Origin of the sequence: Qipengyuania sp. (assembly GCF_964227205.1) — a bacterium.
Lineage (GTDB): Bacteria > Pseudomonadota > Alphaproteobacteria > Sphingomonadales > Sphingomonadaceae > Qipengyuania.
Genome location: NZ_CAXQVB010000003.1, coordinates 154,796 through 170,410 on the forward strand (window position 1 = coordinate 154,796; position 15,615 = coordinate 170,410).

General features: G+C 64.3%; 18 protein-coding genes. 10 read left to right on the forward strand and 8 right to left on the reverse strand.

What is annotated here, in order from left to right; genetic code table 11:
* Positions 1-23: 23 nt before the first annotated feature.
* From coaE to ACEQZ0_RS08325, 4 genes are read right to left on the reverse strand one after another with little or no spacing between them, the layout of a single operon-like run.
* Complete coding sequence (coaE, locus tag ACEQZ0_RS08310; protein WP_370190269.1) at positions 24-632, reverse strand: dephospho-CoA kinase; 609 nt, start codon at positions 630-632, stop codon at positions 24-26.
* Positions 629-1,483 carry a shikimate dehydrogenase gene (gene aroE / locus ACEQZ0_RS08315; RefSeq protein WP_370190270.1) on the reverse strand — a complete coding sequence of 285 codons (855 nt, stop codon included), beginning with the start codon at positions 1,481-1,483 and terminating at the stop codon, positions 629-631. Before aroE ends, coaE begins: the two co-directional genes overlap by 4 nt.
* On the reverse strand, positions 1,480-2,085 hold the full coding sequence (locus ACEQZ0_RS08320; protein WP_370190272.1) for a Maf family protein: 606 nt from the start codon (positions 2,083-2,085) through the stop codon (positions 1,480-1,482). The genes aroE and ACEQZ0_RS08320 overlap by 4 nt, the downstream gene beginning before the upstream one ends.
* A complete protein-coding gene (locus tag ACEQZ0_RS08325) occupies positions 2,082-2,960 on the reverse strand; it encodes a pyruvate, water dikinase regulatory protein (protein WP_370190273.1) in 879 nt (292 codons plus the stop codon). The genes ACEQZ0_RS08320 and ACEQZ0_RS08325 overlap by 4 nt, the downstream gene beginning before the upstream one ends.
* A 285-nt stretch (positions 2,961-3,245) precedes the next feature.
* Here ACEQZ0_RS08325 and hemE point away from each other — a divergent pair, with 285 nt between their 5' ends.
* From hemE to ACEQZ0_RS08345, 4 genes are all read left to right on the forward strand, one after another.
* Positions 3,246-4,271, forward strand: a complete 1,026-nt coding sequence (hemE, locus tag ACEQZ0_RS08330; protein ID WP_370190275.1) for a uroporphyrinogen decarboxylase — start codon at positions 3,246-3,248, stop codon at positions 4,269-4,271.
* Between the two features lie 33 nt (positions 4,272-4,304).
* Positions 4,305-4,748: a CopD family protein gene (locus ACEQZ0_RS08335; protein WP_370190277.1), complete on the forward strand. Its 444-nt coding sequence runs from the start codon at positions 4,305-4,307 to the stop codon at positions 4,746-4,748.
* Between the two features lie 197 nt (positions 4,749-4,945).
* Entirely contained in the window at positions 4,946-6,211 is a 1,266-nt protein-coding gene (rho, locus tag ACEQZ0_RS08340; RefSeq protein ID WP_370190279.1) for a transcription termination factor Rho, read from the forward strand.
* Between the two features lie 13 nt (positions 6,212-6,224).
* Positions 6,225-6,749 (forward strand): AAA family ATPase, encoded by a 525-nt coding sequence (locus tag ACEQZ0_RS08345; protein WP_370190281.1) that lies wholly within the window; start codon positions 6,225-6,227, stop codon positions 6,747-6,749.
* Here the strand turns inward: ACEQZ0_RS08345 and ACEQZ0_RS08350 are convergent.
* Both ACEQZ0_RS08350 and ACEQZ0_RS08355 read right to left on the reverse strand, forming a co-directional pair.
* Complete coding sequence (locus tag ACEQZ0_RS08350) at positions 6,744-7,145, reverse strand: nuclear transport factor 2 family protein (protein ID WP_370190283.1); 402 nt, start codon at positions 7,143-7,145, stop codon at positions 6,744-6,746. The two genes, ACEQZ0_RS08345 and ACEQZ0_RS08350, sit on opposite strands and share 6 nt — an antisense overlap.
* 133 nt (positions 7,146-7,278) lie before the next feature.
* Positions 7,279-7,977 carry a dienelactone hydrolase family protein gene (locus ACEQZ0_RS08355; RefSeq protein ID WP_370190285.1) on the reverse strand — a complete coding sequence of 233 codons (699 nt, stop codon included), beginning with the start codon at positions 7,975-7,977 and terminating at the stop codon, positions 7,279-7,281.
* Positions 7,978-8,071: 94 nt separating this feature from the next.
* Here ACEQZ0_RS08355 and ACEQZ0_RS08360 point away from each other — a divergent pair, with 94 nt between their 5' ends.
* The 6 genes from ACEQZ0_RS08360 (at position 8,072) to ACEQZ0_RS08385 (ending at position 13,923) form a co-directional block, all read left to right on the forward strand.
* Entirely contained in the window at positions 8,072-8,335 is a 264-nt protein-coding gene (locus ACEQZ0_RS08360; protein ID WP_370190287.1) for a DUF6489 family protein, read from the forward strand.
* A gap of 15 nt (positions 8,336-8,350) precedes the next feature.
* Positions 8,351-9,622 (forward strand): tRNA uridine-5-carboxymethylaminomethyl(34) synthesis GTPase MnmE, encoded by a 1,272-nt coding sequence (gene mnmE / locus ACEQZ0_RS08365; RefSeq protein ID WP_370190289.1) that lies wholly within the window; start codon positions 8,351-8,353, stop codon positions 9,620-9,622.
* 62 nt (positions 9,623-9,684) lie between these two features.
* A complete protein-coding gene (gene mnmG, locus ACEQZ0_RS08370; RefSeq protein WP_370190291.1) occupies positions 9,685-11,535 on the forward strand; it encodes a tRNA uridine-5-carboxymethylaminomethyl(34) synthesis enzyme MnmG in 1,851 nt (616 codons plus the stop codon).
* Positions 11,532-12,161, forward strand: coding sequence for a 16S rRNA (guanine(527)-N(7))-methyltransferase RsmG (gene rsmG, locus ACEQZ0_RS08375; RefSeq protein WP_370190293.1), 630 nt, complete (start codon positions 11,532-11,534; stop codon positions 12,159-12,161). Before mnmG ends, rsmG begins: the two co-directional genes overlap by 4 nt.
* Positions 12,158-12,949 (forward strand): ParA family protein, encoded by a 792-nt coding sequence (locus ACEQZ0_RS08380; RefSeq protein WP_370190296.1) that lies wholly within the window; start codon positions 12,158-12,160, stop codon positions 12,947-12,949. The genes rsmG and ACEQZ0_RS08380 overlap by 4 nt, the downstream gene beginning before the upstream one ends.
* Positions 12,946-13,923, forward strand: coding sequence for a ParB/RepB/Spo0J family partition protein (locus tag ACEQZ0_RS08385; RefSeq protein ID WP_370190298.1), 978 nt, complete (start codon positions 12,946-12,948; stop codon positions 13,921-13,923). Before ACEQZ0_RS08380 ends, ACEQZ0_RS08385 begins: the two co-directional genes overlap by 4 nt.
* Positions 13,924-14,016: 93 nt before the next feature.
* On the opposite strand, the gene ACEQZ0_RS08390 is transcribed toward ACEQZ0_RS08385, so the two are convergent.
* Complete coding sequence (locus ACEQZ0_RS08390) at positions 14,017-14,967, reverse strand: glycine zipper 2TM domain-containing protein (protein WP_370190300.1); 951 nt, start codon at positions 14,965-14,967, stop codon at positions 14,017-14,019.
* Between the two features lie 122 nt (positions 14,968-15,089).
* Entirely contained in the window at positions 15,090-15,572 is a 483-nt protein-coding gene (locus ACEQZ0_RS08395; RefSeq protein WP_370190301.1) for a GAF domain-containing protein, read from the reverse strand.
* Positions 15,573-15,615 lie beyond the last annotated feature (43 nt).

The window sequence follows — 15,615 nt, forward strand, 5'->3', positions numbered from 1 at the left end:
GCCAGATTACAAGGGGGTTGCGATCACGAGCGGGCGCCGCTCGCCGCACGCAGTTCGGCCACCAGCTCCAGCACCGCATCCTCGGTCCGGGCAAGCGTGGTGCCGGTATCGATGACATGATCGGCGCGGGCGCGCTTTTCGCCATCGGGTGTCTGGAGTGCGAGGATGTGGGTGAACTTGTCCTCGGTCATACCCGGTCGGGCCAGCACACGCATGCGTTGTATTTCGGGAGGGGCGGACACGACGACAATCCGGTCGACTGCCGCGGCTCCTCCCTTTTCGAACAGCAAGGGAACATCGAAGACGACCACCGGCGCATGGGCATGTTCGATCAGGAATGCCTCGCGCTTGCGGGCCACCGCTGGATGGACGATCGCCTCGAGCCGGGCGAGCTGTTCGGGATCGCCGAAGACCAGCGCGCCCAGCCGGTCGCGCGATACCCCGGAGGAATCGGTGCTTCCCGGGAATGCGGATTCGATCGCGGCCACTAGCTCGCCATCGGGTCCCTGCATGGCGCGCACTTCGGCATCGGCATCGAACACGGGCACGCCGGCCGCTTCGAACATCGCCGCGACGGTCGATTTGCCCATCCCGATGGAGCCGGTGAGGCCCACGATCAGCGGGCGCGTCATGCGCCGAGCCTTTCACGAAGATCCGCATCGTATTCGCGCGGCGGCTCGACCCCGAAGAAGTGGGTGAAGGCCACGGCTGCCTGCCCGATCAGCATCGAAAGGCCGTCGATCGTTTCGAATCCGGCCGATCGCGCGTTCTTGAGGAATTCGGTTTTCACCGGATCAGTGACGATGTCGTAGGCGATTGATCCGGGGGGTGCATGACTCCAGTCGAAAACTAGCGACGGCTGCCCGCACATGCCGAGCGGACTGGCATTGACGACCAGGTCGCAGCATCCCTCGCGGTCGTCGAAGGCGAAATCGGTGGCCTCGGAAAAGTGATCGAGCGAAGCGACGTGGTGTTCGCCCTCGGGATCGAGTTCATCGAGCAGTGCGCGCGCCTTGTCCGGGTTGCGCCCGGCAAGCACGAGTGTGAAGCCCTCTTTGGCGAGGCCCGCCAGGATCGCCCGCGCCGCACCGCCGGTGCCGAGCACACGCGCCATGCGGAAATAGTGCTGGTCGCGCAGCCGATCGGCCAGCGGCTCGAGGAAGCCGGCGACGTCGGTGTTGCGTCCGACCAGTTTCCCATCGGGTGCCTTTATCACGGTGTTTACCGCGCCGACGCGTTTCGCCAGCGGTTCGAGCCGGTCGAGCAAGGGCAGGACAGCCTGCTTGTGCGGCATCGTCACATTACAGCCGCGCCAATCGGCATCCCGCTGCCGATCGGCGAGATACTCCGCGAGGCCTTCACTCTCTACCCGAGTGGCGCGATATTCGGCATCCAGACCAAGCTTCTCGATCCAGAAACCGTGAATCGCAGGCGATTTCGACTGGGCGATCGGATCGCCGATCACTTCGGCATAGGGTTTCATTCGAGGAGCGTGCCTGCTTCGCGCAATGCTTCCTGCACCTGCAGCAGCGGCATGCCCAGCACGGTGAACTGGTCGCCCATGATGCTCTCGAACAATTGCACGCCCGGCCCCTCGATGCGGAAAACGCCGACGCAATGCGCAACCGCAGGCCATTCCGCTGCCAGATAGGCGGCGATGAAATCCTCGCTCAGCGTCCGCACCCGCAGGCGCGCGAAATCGGAACCGATCCAGACAATCTGTCCGCCGCGCGCCAGTGCCGCGGCGCTGTGCAGCGTCATCACCTGGCCCGAAAAGAAACGCAGGTGCTCGGCCGCTTCCTCGCGGCTTGCCGGCTTGTCGAACCGCCGGCCTGCCACCTCGACCAGCGAGTCCGATCCGAGGACCAGCGCATCGCGACGTCTGTCCGAGACCGCCGCCGCCTTGGCCGCCGCGAGCGCCTGCGCGATCTCGCCGGGCTCGGCACCGTCCATTTCCGCTTCGAGCGCGCGCTCGTCGATATCCGCGCCAAGTGCTTCGAAGGCGATCCCTGCCGCGTCGAGCATCGCCCTGCGCGAGGCGCTGTTCGAAGCGAGCAGGATTCCGCGTCCGCTCAGATCGTTCATATCGGCTTCGCTCCCTGCCGCGTACCACGCGCTGCACGTTCGTTATAAAGGCGGATCACGGCCGCCGCGGTTTCCTCGATCGAGCGACGGGTGACGTCGATCACCGGCCAGCCGTTGTCGGCGAACATCCGCCGCGCGAATTTGACCTCGTCCTTCACGCGCTCGTTGTCGACATAATGCGTCTCACGCTCTTCATTGAGCGTCAGCAGCCGGTTGCGGCGAATCTGGACCAGCCGTTCGGGCGCCGTGGTGAGGCCGACGACCATCGCGCGTTCGAGCTCGAATAGCTTGGGCGGGGGCGGGCTTTCGACCACCAGCGGGATATTGGCGACCTTGTAGCCGCGATTGGCAAGATAGATACTGGTCGGAGTCTTCGAACTGCGCGAGACGCCCGCGAGCACGATATCGGCTTCGTCCCAGTTCTCCCAACCAACACCGTCGTCATGCGCAATGGTGAACTGGATTGCCTCGACGCGGGCGAAATAGGCCTGGTCCATCGCGTGCTGCCGCCCCGGCCGACCGTGCGCTTCCTGCCCCAGCGCCTTTTCAAGCGCTTCGGTCACACGGTCGAGGATCGGAACTGCCGGCAGGCCGAGCTGACTGCAGGCATCCTCGAGCCTCTCGCGGGTTTCGGGATTGACCAGCGTAAACAGCACTAGCCCCGGATTGGCCTTGAGTTCGGGAAGGATCCTTTCAAGATGCTGGCGGCTGCGCACCATCGGCCAGAAATGGCGCACGACATCGGCATCCTCGAACTGCGCAAGCGCCGCCTTGGCGAGCATTTCGAGCGTTTCGCCGGTGGAATCGGACAGTAGATGGAGATGGACGGGGTTGGAAATTTCGGAGTCCTGCGGCCTGTGGAGAATGCGAGGCATAAACCACGGGAGAAAGCTGGCGACAAGTTCGGGAGCAAAAACCCTCCCCGCTACGAGTCCTCCACGGGGCGATTCCCGCACAGCAAATATGATTTATGCGCAGGGGTGGGGAGAGCGAGGATAAGTTTGACTCGACTCACAGGTGCTGGCGAGTCGCAATCCGGCTTCGACCCTTTGCAGCGCGGGAGAAATCGGGCAGGGGCCGGTTATCCCTGAAATCCACAGGGCCAACAGACTCCTTCAACCCTTATATAAATATCATTATTTATTGGATTGGACTCCTCGATGCCCGGTCTCCTCCTCGATACGCTGAACGGCAAGCGCGGCGATCGCGTGCCTCTCTGGCTCATGCGCCAGGCGGGTCGCTACCTGCCCGAATATCGCGCGCTGCGGGAAGAGAAGGGCGGGTTTCTCGCCATGGCCTACGACAGCGAGGCGGCCTGCGAGATCACGCTGCAGCCGATCGAGCGCTTCGGTTTCGACGGAGCGATCCTGTTCTCGGACATTCTCATCGTGCCGCATGCGATGGGCCAGCATCTCGAATTCCTCGCAGGGGAGGGGCCCAAGCTCTCGCCCCCGCTGGTCGAAGCTGAGCTCGACGGGCTCGCTCCCGACCGCTCGCGCTACGATCCGATATACGAGACGGTACGCCTCTGTCGCCAACGGCTGGGCGCGGACACGACCATGCTGGGCTTTGCGGGTAGTCCGTGGACGGTAGCCACCTACATGGTGGCGGGCGAGGGCAGCAGAGACCAGCACGAAGCGCGCGCGATGGCCTATCGCGATCCATTAAAGCTCGACGCAATCCTCGACAGGATCGTTGCAGAGACGATCGAATATCTTTCGGGCCAGATCGAATCGGGTGCGGAAGCGGTGCAGCTGTTCGACAGCTGGGCGGGGAGCCTGGCCCCCGACGAATTCGAGCGGCTGGTGATTGCGCCCAACGCCCGGATCGTCGCCGCGTTGCGTGCAAAGCATCCCGATACACCGGTGATCGGCTTTCCCAAAGGCGCGGGCGAGAAGCTTCCCGCCTATGCGCGCGAGACCGGCGTGCAGGCGGTCGGAGTCGACGAGACGATCGATCCGGCCTGGACTGCGCGCGAACTGCCCGCCGGAATGCCGGTGCAGGGCAATTTCGATCCGTTGCTTCTGCTCGCCGGGAGCGACCGGCTCGAGGCCCGCGCCCGCGTCATCCTCGAGGCCTTCGCCGACCGGCCGCATGTCTTCAATCTCGGCCACGGGATCGATCGCCGCACGCCGATCGAGCATGTCGAACGCCTGATCGCAGTCGTCCGCGCTTTCGAGGGGTGACGCGGGCATGCCGGATCCCTACATGACGGCGCGATGCAGGAATTCCTCGCGATGACCTATTACTGGCTCAAGGCCGGCCACATCATCTTCATGGTGTTCTGGATGGCGGGCCTGTTCATGTTGCCGCGCCAGATGATCTATCTCCATTCCGCCGCACCCGAATCCGAGGAAGCGGCGCTGTGGGCGAAGCGAATGGGGCTGCTGCGCAAGGTCATCCTCACTCCCAGCGTCATCGTCGTCTGGGTTCTGGGCCTGCTGCTGGCGCAATCGATCGGTGCGTGGAGCCAGGGGTGGTTTCACGCCAAACTGGCCATTGTCGTGGCTTTGACGGCATTCCACGGCATCATGGTCGCCCGGTCGAAGAAGATGGCTGCCGGCGAGCGGTCGATGACCGAGAAGCAGCTGCGTATCTGGGGCGAATTTCCGGGGATCGCGCTGGCGATCATCGTCGTGCTGGTCGTCGTCAAACCGTTTTGAGCCACGGGCCGCGCCAATGCGGTACTCGTAGCCGCCGGCAAACCATACGTCGCTTTGTGAATTGACGCCCCATCTGCGCGGGCGTAACTGCACCTCATCTACCGGCTACGGGCTTCGTTTTCCACGAGGCCGGGTCCGCTTTCTCCAAGCCCATACCGACCCGCCGGCCATCCAAACCCGAATACCGAGTAAAACATATGCATCTCAAGGATTTGAAAGCGAAAACCCCGGCTGATCTGGTCGCGATGGCCGAAGAGCTGGGTGTCGAGGGGGCCTCGACCATGCGCCGGCAGGACCTGATGTTCTGCATCCTGCGCGAACTGGCGGAGGACGAGGAATACGAAGAAAAGATCATGGGCATCGGCACCATCGAGGTGCTCCAGGACGGTTTCGGCTTCCTGCGCAGCCCCGAGGCGAACTACCTCGCCGGCCCCGACGATATCTATGTTTCGCCCAACCAGGTCCGCAAATGGGGCCTGCGTACGGGTGACACGGTCGAAGGCGAAATCCGTGCGCCGCAGGAAGGCGAGCGCTACTTCGCGCTGACGACGCTCTACAAGGTCAATTTCGACGAACCCGATGCGGTCCGCCACCGCACCAATTTCGACAATCTCACGCCGCTCTATCCCGACGAGAAACTCTCGCTCGATACGCTCGACCCGACGGTCAAGGACAAGTCGGCAAGGGTGATCGATATCATCTCGCCGCAGGGCAAGGGCCAGCGCGCGCTGATCGTCGCCCCGCCGCGCACCGGTAAGACCGTGCTGCTGCAGAACATTGCCAAGGCGATTACCGACAATCACCCCGAGGTCTTCCTGCTGGTGCTGCTCGTCGACGAGCGCCCCGAGGAAGTCACCGATATGCAGCGCAGCGTGAAGGGCGAGGTCATCTCCTCGACCTTCGACGAGCCGGCCAACCGCCACGTGCAGGTCGCCGAAATGGTGATCGAAAAGGCCAAGCGCCTCGTCGAGCACAAGCACGACGTCGTCATCCTGCTCGACTCGATCACCCGCCTCGGCCGTGCCTACAACACCGTGGTGCCGAGCTCGGGCAAGGTGCTGACCGGCGGTGTCGACGCCAATGCCCTCCAGCGCCCCAAGCGCTTCTTCGGCGCGGCGCGCAATATCGAGGAAGGCGGCAGTCTTTCGATCATCGCCACCGCGCTGATCGACACCGGCAGCCGCATGGACGAAGTGATCTTCGAAGAGTTCAAGGGCACCGGTAACAGCGAAATCGTGCTCGACCGCAAGGTCGCCGACAAGCGCATCTTCCCTGCGCTCGATGTCGGCAAGAGCGGCACCCGCAAGGAAGAGCTGCTGGTCGAGAAGGACAAGCTCTCGAAGATGTGGGTCCTGCGCCGTATCCTGATGCAGATGGGCACGGTCGACGCGATGGAATTCCTCCTCGACAAGATGAAGGATTCCAAGACCAACGAGGACTTCTTCGCGACGATGAACCAGTAAGGGTTCGGCCGCGATGTCCGCCCACCGGAGAGCCGCCATCACGGGGGCTCCCGGCGCGGGCAAGTCGACATTGCTGGATGAACTCGCGCGGCGCGGCCATGCGATCGCGCCCGAGGTCGCGCGCCCTATCCTTAAGCGGCCGGGTGGAATGGCGCTGCGCGAAGCCGACCCGCTAGGTTTTGCGGAGGCCATGCTCGAGGCGCAGATGCGCGCCTGGGAAACCCCTGTGAGGGCCAGTCGGGTGATCTACGATCGCGGCTTTGCCGATATAGCCGGCTTCCTGCGCGCCGAGGGGTTAGCAGTACCCGCGCCGATCGACCGGGCGTGCCGTGAGTGCCGCTTTGACGGCCCGATCTTTCGTGCACCAGCATGGCGGGCGATCTACCGGTCCGACGCGGAGCGAATACAGGATTGGCAGCAAGCCCTTGCCAGCGACGAGGCGGTCACCGGCGCTTGGCGCGACTACGGCTACCAATTGATCGATTTGCCGCTGTTGACACCCGCCAGGCGAGCGGATTTCGTGTCGGCCCGATTATGAAGCCTTCATCTTCTCGAGCATCGCCGCCATCTGCTCCCACACCTTGTTCACCGCCTTCAGCGGTCGCACCATTACCTTGAAATCGGTGATCATGCCGTCCTCGTCGAAGCGGATCAGGTCGATGCCGTTGACGTGGATGCCGTCCATCTCGGTGGTGAATTCGAGCATCGCATTGTCGCCGTCGACCAGCTCGCGGACATATTCGAAACTACCGTTGCCGAGCGTCTTTCCAGCTGCCGAGAGATAGGCGACGACGATCGGGCGCCCGACCTGCGGCGTGTGGACGACGGGAGAATGGAACACCGCATCCTTGTGGATGATGGCGGCAAGCGCTTCGGTCGAGGACCCGCCTTCGATCACCTCGTGCCAGCGTTTCAGGCCCTGTTCGGCGCTCATCGATACCTCCTGCAGTCCGGTTGCTTTTCGGGACTGGCATAGGGCGCGATCGAGCCATCGGCCAGCAATTCTCCTGTGCCGGACAGGAAAACCGTTTCCGACAGGGGAGAGTGGGTGAGGCTCGCTCGTTGTATCAGCCGAGATTCGCGGCGAAGAAATCGGCGGTGCGCTTGTCTGCCAGCTGCGCCGCCTCTTCGCTACGGCGCTTGCCGAATTCGGTGGCGAACCCGTGGTCGAGACCCTCGTAGTCGTGCAGCGTGACATTGGGGTGGTCGTCGAGGCCTTCGTGCATCGCCTTCTGCGTTGCCTTGTCGACAAAGCCGTCCTCGGTCGGAATATGCAGCATCAGGGGATGGGCGATGGCGTGCTTTTCGCCGAGCAAGCCATCGATACCGACGCCGTAATAGCCGACGCTGGCGTTCACATCGGTGCGCGCCGCGGTCATATAGGCGAGCCGCCCGCCGAGGCAGTAACCGACGCAGCCCACGCTGGGCACTCCCTCGGTGTTGCGGATGTAATGGATCGTCGCTTCGATATCGCGAATGCCCTGATCCTGATCGAACTTGCCCATCAGCTCGAGCGCGCGCTGGAACTCGGGTTCGACATCGGGGTCGAGCTCGACGCCCGGTTCGAGGCGCCAGAAGAGGTCGGGCGCGACCGCGAGATAGCCGTCTTCGGCGAGCCGGTCGCATTTGCGCCTGATACCGGCATTGACCCCGAAGATTTCCTGGATGACGAGGATGGCCGCTCGCGGGGTGTCGGCCGGCCGGGCGACATAGCCGGTGAAGCTGTCGTTGCCCGAGAGGGTTTCGATGGTGACGGTCTCGCTCATGATGGGGTCCCTCGCTGCGAATGGTGTCTTATGCTTGCATGACGCGTGATGCGGACCCAAATAGGGCCTTGCAAGAGGTAACGGAGAAAGTGCGATGAAGGTCCATATCGAAATCGACTGCACGCCCGAAGAGGCGCGGACCTTTATGGGGCTGCCCGATGTGGGCAAGGCCAACGATGTCTATGTCGACATGATGTCGAAGGCGATGAAGGGTGTCAGCAACACCGACCAGCTTCAAGAATATGCCAAGCAGCTGGCGCCGATGGGCCAAGCGGGTTTCAAGCTGTTCCAGAGCTTCATGGAAGGCGCCAACAGCGCGAAGGGCGCTTCGAAACCCAAGACTGGCGACGACGACTAGAGGCGCCAGCGCGCGATGGATGAGACGATCTATGCCCTGTCCAGCGGCGCGCCGCCGGCTGCCATCGGGGTAATCCGGATCAGCGGTCCGCGGGCGGGACAAGCATTGGCCCGGTTATGTGGGACGCTTCCGGTCGAGCGCTCACCGCGGCTGCGGACCCTGCGCGATGGCGCCGGCGAAATGCTGGACCGTGCTCTGGTGCTGTGGTTTCCGGGGCCGGCGACGGCGACGGGGGAAGATCTGGTCGAATTGCATTGCCACGGGGGCAGGGCGGTCGTCGCAGCGGTCCTGGCCACGCTCGGTACCATCGAGGGACTGCGCGAGGCCGAACCGGGCGAATTCACGCGCCGTGCCTTTACCAATGGCAGGATCGATCTCGCAGAGGCCGAGGGGTTGGCCGATCTGCTTTCGGCTGAAACCGAATTGCAGCGCCGCGGCGCACTGCTTGCCGCAGGGGGTGAATTGTCGCGCCGGATAGAGGGCTGGCGCGATCGCCTGTTGGCCTTTGGCGCGGCGATCGAGGCGGTGATCGATTTCGCTGACGAGGACGATGTTGCCAGCTTGCCTGCCGGTTTCGGGGCAGAGTTGGGTGCCCTTGCAGCGGAAATTCGGCGCGTAGCCGAACGTCCTGCGACCGAGCGGCTGAGGGACGGGATCAGGGTGGTGCTTGCAGGTCCACCCAATGCCGGGAAATCGTCGCTGTTCAATGCCTTGCTCGCCGACGATGCGGCGATTGTTACCGCCGAGGCGGGGACGACCCGCGATGTACTGGAACGGCCGGTATCGATCGGCGGGGTGCCCTTCGTCCTCGTCGATACCGCTGGGATGCGCGAGGAGGGGGCGGGGCCGATCGAAGCGCTCGGGATCGAGCGTGCTCGCCGCGAAGTCGCCGCGGGACAGATCGTGTTGTGGCTGGGTGACCCTGCAGACAGGCCGGAAGGTGCGTTTCTCGTGCGCTCAAAGGCGGATCTGCGGCCGTCCGGCTCGAGCTCGGGGCTCGAAGTTTCGACTGTAACCGGTTCGGGGCTGGAGGAACTGATCGAATGGCTTGTCGCGAGGGCACGGGAGGTGTTGCCGCCCGTCGACCGGCTCGCGTTCAATCGGCGCCAACGCGATTTGGCGCTCGCCGCCGTCTCGGCGATCGAGGCCGTCGATGGCGAAGGGGATCTGCTCCTTGCGGCGGAGAACATCCGCAGTGCGCGGCGCGCACTCGACGCGCTGGTGGGGCGCGATTCGACCGAGGAAATGCTCGATGCGCTGTTCGGACGGTTTTGCATCGGGAAGTAATGTTTCACGTGAAACACGCGGGCTTTGACGCGAATCCCACTGCGAGCTAAGGCGCGCGTCCCATGCATACATTCGATGTCCTGATTGTCGGAGGCGGCCATGCCGGGGTCGAGGCGGCCTGCGCCGCGGCCCGTATGGGTGCGCGCACCGGGCTCGTCACGCTCGACCTCGAGAAGGTTGGGGCGATGAGCTGCAATCCCGCTATCGGCGGATTGGGCAAGGGGCATCTGGTTCGCGAAGTCGATGCGCTCGACGGCGTGATCGGTCGGGCTGCCGATGCTGCCGCGATCCATTACCGCATGCTCAACCGGTCGAAAGGGAGCGCGGTCTGGGGCCCGAGGGTCCAGGCCGACCGGCGGCTGTTCCATGCGGCCGTCCAATCTATTGTCGCGGGCCAACAGGGCCTCGAGTTGGTTGCTGGCGAAGCGGCAGCGCTGCGGCTCGAGGGAGGCAGGGTCGCCGGGCTCGAGTTGGCCGACGGATCGGCGCTCGCAGCGCGCGCAGTGGTGCTTTGCACCGGGACATTTCTCGGTGGAGTGCTCTTTCGCGGTGAAGAGCGTTTCGAAGGCGGAAGGATCGGCGAGGGGGCGGCCCATCGGCTAGCGCAGCAATTGCGCGAGGCCGAGCTGCCTATGGGACGGCTCAAGACGGGCACGCCGCCGCGGCTCGACGGGCGTACGATCGATTGGGCTGCGCTCGACGAGCAGCCCTCTGATGGCGAGTCCTGGACGATGTCCTCGCTGACACAGGGCAGGGCCAATCCGCAGGTCTTCTGCGCGATCACCCGGACCAATGCGCGCGCACACGACATCATCCGCGCCAATCTGGACCGTTCGCCGCTCTTTTCGGGGGCAATCGGGGCGTCTGGCCCGCGCTACTGTCCCTCGATTGAAGACAAGATCCACCGTTTCGGCGATCGCGAGGGGCATCAGGTCTTCCTCGAGCCGGAGGGCCTCGATAGCGAGCTGGTCTATCCCAACGGCATTTCGACTTCTTTACCCGCCGATGTGCAGCTTGCCATGCTCCGCGAGATGGACGGCCTTGCTCGTGTCGAGATGGCGGTTCCCGGCTATGCGGTCGAATACGATCATATCGATCCGCGCGCGCTCGGTTCCTCGCTCGAGCTGCACGCTATCCCCGGCCTTTATTGCGCCGGACAGATCAACGGTACGACGGGATATGAGGAGGCGGCAGCGCAGGGCCTTGTTGCAGGGATGCACGCCGCGGCTTCGGTCCTCGGCACCGAGCCCGCGACTCTCGACCGTGCCAGCGCCTATATCGCGGTGATGCTCGATGACTTGACGTTGCAGGGAATTACCGAGCCCTACCGCATGCTAACCTCGCGTGCCGAGTATCGCCTTCGGCTGCGCGCGAGCAATGCCGATACGCGCCTTACCCCGCTGGGGATAGCGTGTGGGCTGGTCGGATCCGACCGAGCCGAATGGTATGCCCGGCGTGAAGCCCGCCGGGGGCGGTATGCGGAACAATTCGCCAAACCGATCCACGCCAAAGAGCTCGTTGCAGCAGGGTTTCACGTGAAACAGGACGCCGGCCCGCGTGCCGCTGTTGACTGGCTCGCAGGCGGCCATGCCGAGCTTTCGGACCTCGCGCCTTGGCTGGAGAACGTCGATCCTGCGGATCCCCTGGCGATCGAACTTGCCGAGGATGCGTTCTACGCGCCCTATCTCGCGCGGCAACGGGCCGAGCTCGACGACCTGCGCACCAGCGAAGCCCAAAGACTGTCGCCCGATTTTCCCTTTGCGGAGGTTCCGGGCCTGTCGAACGAAATGATCGAACGCCTGTCGGCCGCGCGGCCCGAATCGCTGGCTGCTGCAGGCCGGATTCGGGGGATTACCCCTGCCGCGCTCGCCGCCTTGCTCGTCCACGCCCGCAAGCGGGATCGTGCGGCATGATCAGTACAGAGGCTGGGGCGAAGTCCTATGTCGCGGGGCTCGGCGACGAGGCGGCAATAGATCGCCTCTCGCTGCTCGCGGCCGATCTCGCCGAAGAGAACCAAAGCCAGAATCTCGTGGCGAGGGCAACAATGGCGACAGTCTGGCAGCGCCACATCGCCGATTCGGCGCAGTTGCTCGCCTACTGTCCCGAGCAACCGGCTGTCTGGATGGATCTCGGCAGTGGCGCCGGCTTTCCGGGCCTGGTCATCGCAGCGCTCCGACCACAAATCCCGGTCATGCTCGTTGAATCGCGCAAGCGACGGGTCGATTGGCTCAACCGCGCGTCGACCCGAATGGGGCTGGAGAATTGCCGGGTCGAGGGATGTCGCCTTGAGCAGGTCGAACGGTTCGACGCCGGGGTGATATCCGCCCGCGCCTTCGCCCCGCTCGATCGTTTGCTCAGCTTATCCGCACGCTTCTCCACAACCACCACCTGTTGGGTGTTGCCCAAGGGACGCTCGGCAGAGCAAGAAGTGCAGGGGTTGTCCCGGACCGGTCGCGCCATGTTTCACGTGGAACAATCGCTGACCGACCCAGAAGCGGGCATCGTCGTCGGCCGCGGGAAGTGGAGCGAAACGTCATGATCACCATCGCAATCGCCAACCAGAAGGGCGGGGTAGGCAAGACTACCACCGCCATCAACATCGCCACCGCGATGGCCGCGACGGGCTGGAAGACGCTGCTGATCGACCTCGATCCGCAGGGCAATGCCTCGACGGGGCTGGGCATACCCAGTGCCGCACGTGAAAACACGAGCTATGACTTGCTGCTCGACCAGGCGACGCTCGCCGAATGTGCGCTGGAAACCGAAATTCCCGGGCTCGATATCGTCCCCGCAACGCAGGATCTTTCCGGTGCCGAAGTCGAGCTGGTTTCGGTTGACGATCGTACCGCACGGCTAACCAAGGCGCTTTCGGCGCAGGCACGCGGCAGCTTTGCTGGCTACGATGCTTGCTTCATCGACTGCCCTCCCTCGCTAGGCCTGCTGACGCTCAATGCGCTGTGCGCGGCCGATACGTTGATGGTGCCGCTGCAATGCGAATTTTTCGCGCTCGAAGGGCTCAGCCAGCTGCTGCAGACCGTCGAGCGGGTGCAACAGGGTTTCAATCCGGACCTTGGAATCGTCGGCGTGGTGCTGACCATGTTCGATCGCCGCAACCGGCTAACCGACCAGGTGGGCGACGATGTCCGCGACTGCCTCGGCAACCTGGTGTTCGAAAATGTCATTCCACGCAACGTCCGCCTGTCCGAGGCGCCGAGCCATGGGATGCCGGCGCTGGTCTACGATCACAATTGTCCGGGGAGCCGGGCCTATATCGGCCTGGCGCGCGAATTGATCGGGCGTCTGCCTGAGAAGAGGAAGGCGGCATGAGCGAGAAAGCCGCCAATACGGGAGCACGACCGATCGACCGCAAGAAGAAATTGGGGAAGGGGCTGGGCGCCCTTCTGGGGGAAACACGGCGCGAGGAACCGCTTGTCAGGTCCGCGCAGGCCGGCGCTGCGGGTGCTTCCACCGAATCGGGCGACGCAGCATTGCGCTCCACACCGCTCGACGGGCTCGCGTCGATTCCGGTCGCGGATATCGAACCGCTTCCCGGACAGCCGCGCTCGCGGTTCGACGAGGAAAGCCTCGATGCACTCGCTTCCTCGATCGCGTCGCGTGGCGTCATCCAGCCGGTCATCGTTACGCCGCTCGCCCGCGGCCGGTATCGCCTCGTCGCGGGTGAACGCCGCTGGCGGGCGGCGCAGAAGGCGCGGCTCCACGAGATTCCCGCGCTGGTCCGCGATCTCGACCAGCGTGAGGTCATGGCACTGGCGCTGATCGAAAACCTCCAGCGCGAAGATCTCAACCCCGTCGAAGAGGCGCATGCCTACCAGAAGCTCGCCGAGGACGAGGGTATGACCCAGGCCGAAATCGCTCGGCTGGTCGACAAGTCGCGAAGCCACGTGGCCAATTTCCAGCGGCTTCTTGCGTTGCCGGACACCGTCCTGTCACTGCTCGCCGATGGTTCGCTGTCGATGGGGCATGCACGCGCGCTCATCGGGCGTGAGGAGGCGGTCGATCTCGCTCGCCGCGCCGTCTCCGAAGGCCTCTCGGTTAGGGAAATGGAGGCGTTGACGCGTAAACCGCGTCGCAACGCTGCCGCCGGCGGATCATCCGCGGCACCTGCGGGCGAGGACAATGCCGATATCGCCGCAGTGCAAGGCCATCTCGAGGAATTCCTCGGTATGCCAGTCAAAATCACCACCGAAAGCACGCCCAACACCGGCAGCGTTACGATTCGCTATCGTACGCTCGACCAATTAGATCTTATTTGTCAGAGGCTTACAGGCGGAGAAATCTAGCCTGTCGGCACCTGCCAAGAGTTCCGGCGAAGAGATCCACGCCGTTTTGCGGCAGACGAGGGCACTCGACGCGATCGTTGTCCGAGAAATTCGTCAGTTGGCTGGCGTGCCGTCGCGATAGACCGCCGTTTGCGGCAGTGCGACCGTGACCGGCACGAGCATGTACTGCCCTGGCTGGTTGTACTGGACGCGCCCAGCGCTCGCGTTCGCCTGCTCCATGTAATTGTCGAGATAGGCCTCGCACTGGCGCGAACTGTCGTTCCTGGTGCGCGCCGCGCCATCGATTGCGTCGCCCACCGCCATACCGGCGAGCGCCCCGCCACCGGCACCGATCAGCGTCCCGGCGGTGCGATTGCCGCTTCCGGCGATCCGGTTACCCAGGACGCCACCTGCCGCCGCGCCAACCAGCGCCCCGATCACCTTGCCGCGATCACTGTCGTTTTCATAGGTGTCGAGCCGCGTGCGACACTCCGCGAGCCACGCATTGCGATCGAAGGCGACCAGTTGCGCGCCTGCGGGAAGGTAGAGCTGGGTCGAGACCTGGCCCGGCTGGTAGCCATAGCCATAGCTGCCCTGCTGCATCGGCTGGACCGGCTGTGCGGTCGCATCGCGGTAGATCACACGCGATGCACCGCCGCTTGGCTGTGCATAGGTGACCGGGGCCGGATAGGCATACAGCACCTGCGGCGGCTGCTGGACGTAGACATAGGTCGGAGGGGGTGGCGAAACGGGTGCTACCGGCACCGTATTGCGGGTTGCGATCGTCCGTGCCGCCGGAAGCGGTTGGCCGCTGTCGGTGGTCGGTGCGCGATACGCCGGATTCGAAGGGTCGATCGGCTGGATCGTCGGCGCCTCGACGAAGACAACCGCCGGCGCTTTGTCGTTCGGGACCGTTTCGGTCACCACGTCGTCGTCGAGCGCGGCCTCGGGCTGAGCGTATTCGTATTGACCCGTCTCGTAGGATAGGGTGTCCTGTGCCAGGGCCACGTTCGGCATCGTGGCGAGGCTCGAAGCGGTGAGGGCGAGTGCGGTACGAACGAACATGGCGCGGGCTCCTTCAGGCGACTCGAGCGAAGGCCCGGCCGCTATGGTTATCGCGATGTTAGCATTCCGCCGCGCAAGCGCAAAAGCCGAGCCCGCGCTGTGCCGCTATGGGGCAGGCGCGATCAGATCCGTTTTTCCAGCACCGCGGCAAGCGCTTCGATCCCCTCCGCGTCGGCCTGGTCGAATCGTGCGGCCACGGGGCTGTCGAGGTCGATGACCGCGACGACCGCGCCCTCGCGGATCACGGGTACAACCAGTTCCGACCGGGTCACCGCATCGCAGGCTATATGTCCCGGAAACGAATGGACGTCCTCGACCAGCTGGGTCCGGCCCGCGGATGCCGCCGCTCCGCAGACGCCCTTGCCCAGGGGGATGCGAATGCAGGCTGGGCGGCCGACGAAGGGACCGAGGACCAGCTCGTCCTCGACAAGGCGATAGAAACCCGCCCAGTTGAGATCGGGCAGGAAATCCCACAGCAGCGCGGCGACATTCGCCATATTGGCAACGGCGTCGGGCTCGCCGGCGGTGAGCGCGTCGGCTGCGTCGCACAGCTGGCGATAGGCCTCGGGCTTGGGTGTGTCGGGAGCGGGGCGAAAATCGAACATGGCGCGCGATGTAACGCGCGCAAGCGCCGCTGCAACCCCCATT

Coding starts and splice junctions, on each gene's coding strand:
- ACEQZ0_RS08385 (WP_370190298.1), top strand. CDS start 12,946: ATGAGCGAGAAAGCCGCCAATACGGGAGCACGACCGATCGACCGCAAG.
- aroE (WP_370190270.1), bottom strand. CDS start 1,483: ATGAAACCCTATGCCGAAGTGATCGGCGATCCGATCGCCCAGTCGAAA.
- ACEQZ0_RS08390 (WP_370190300.1), bottom strand. CDS start 14,967: ATGTTCGTTCGTACCGCACTCGCCCTCACCGCTTCGAGCCTCGCCACG.
- hemE (WP_370190275.1), top strand. CDS start 3,246: ATGCCCGGTCTCCTCCTCGATACGCTGAACGGCAAGCGCGGCGATCGC.
- coaE (WP_370190269.1), bottom strand. CDS start 632: ATGACGCGCCCGCTGATCGTGGGCCTCACCGGCTCCATCGGGATGGGC.
- ACEQZ0_RS08380 (WP_370190296.1), top strand. CDS start 12,158: ATGATCACCATCGCAATCGCCAACCAGAAGGGCGGGGTAGGCAAGACT.
- ACEQZ0_RS08335 (WP_370190277.1), top strand. CDS start 4,305: ATGCAGGAATTCCTCGCGATGACCTATTACTGGCTCAAGGCCGGCCAC.
- ACEQZ0_RS08320 (WP_370190272.1), bottom strand. CDS start 2,085: ATGAACGATCTGAGCGGACGCGGAATCCTGCTCGCTTCGAACAGCGCC.
- ACEQZ0_RS08395 (WP_370190301.1), bottom strand. CDS start 15,572: ATGTTCGATTTTCGCCCCGCTCCCGACACACCCAAGCCCGAGGCCTAT.
- rho (WP_370190279.1), top strand. CDS start 4,946: ATGCATCTCAAGGATTTGAAAGCGAAAACCCCGGCTGATCTGGTCGCG.
- rsmG (WP_370190293.1), top strand. CDS start 11,532: ATGATCAGTACAGAGGCTGGGGCGAAGTCCTATGTCGCGGGGCTCGGC.
- mnmE (WP_370190289.1), top strand. CDS start 8,351: ATGGATGAGACGATCTATGCCCTGTCCAGCGGCGCGCCGCCGGCTGCC.
- ACEQZ0_RS08360 (WP_370190287.1), top strand. CDS start 8,072: ATGAAGGTCCATATCGAAATCGACTGCACGCCCGAAGAGGCGCGGACC.
- ACEQZ0_RS08345 (WP_370190281.1), top strand. CDS start 6,225: ATGTCCGCCCACCGGAGAGCCGCCATCACGGGGGCTCCCGGCGCGGGC.
- ACEQZ0_RS08325 (WP_370190273.1), bottom strand. CDS start 2,960: ATGCCTCGCATTCTCCACAGGCCGCAGGACTCCGAAATTTCCAACCCC.
- mnmG (WP_370190291.1), top strand. CDS start 9,685: ATGCATACATTCGATGTCCTGATTGTCGGAGGCGGCCATGCCGGGGTC.
- ACEQZ0_RS08350 (WP_370190283.1), bottom strand. CDS start 7,145: ATGAGCGCCGAACAGGGCCTGAAACGCTGGCACGAGGTGATCGAAGGC.
- ACEQZ0_RS08355 (WP_370190285.1), bottom strand. CDS start 7,977: ATGAGCGAGACCGTCACCATCGAAACCCTCTCGGGCAACGACAGCTTC.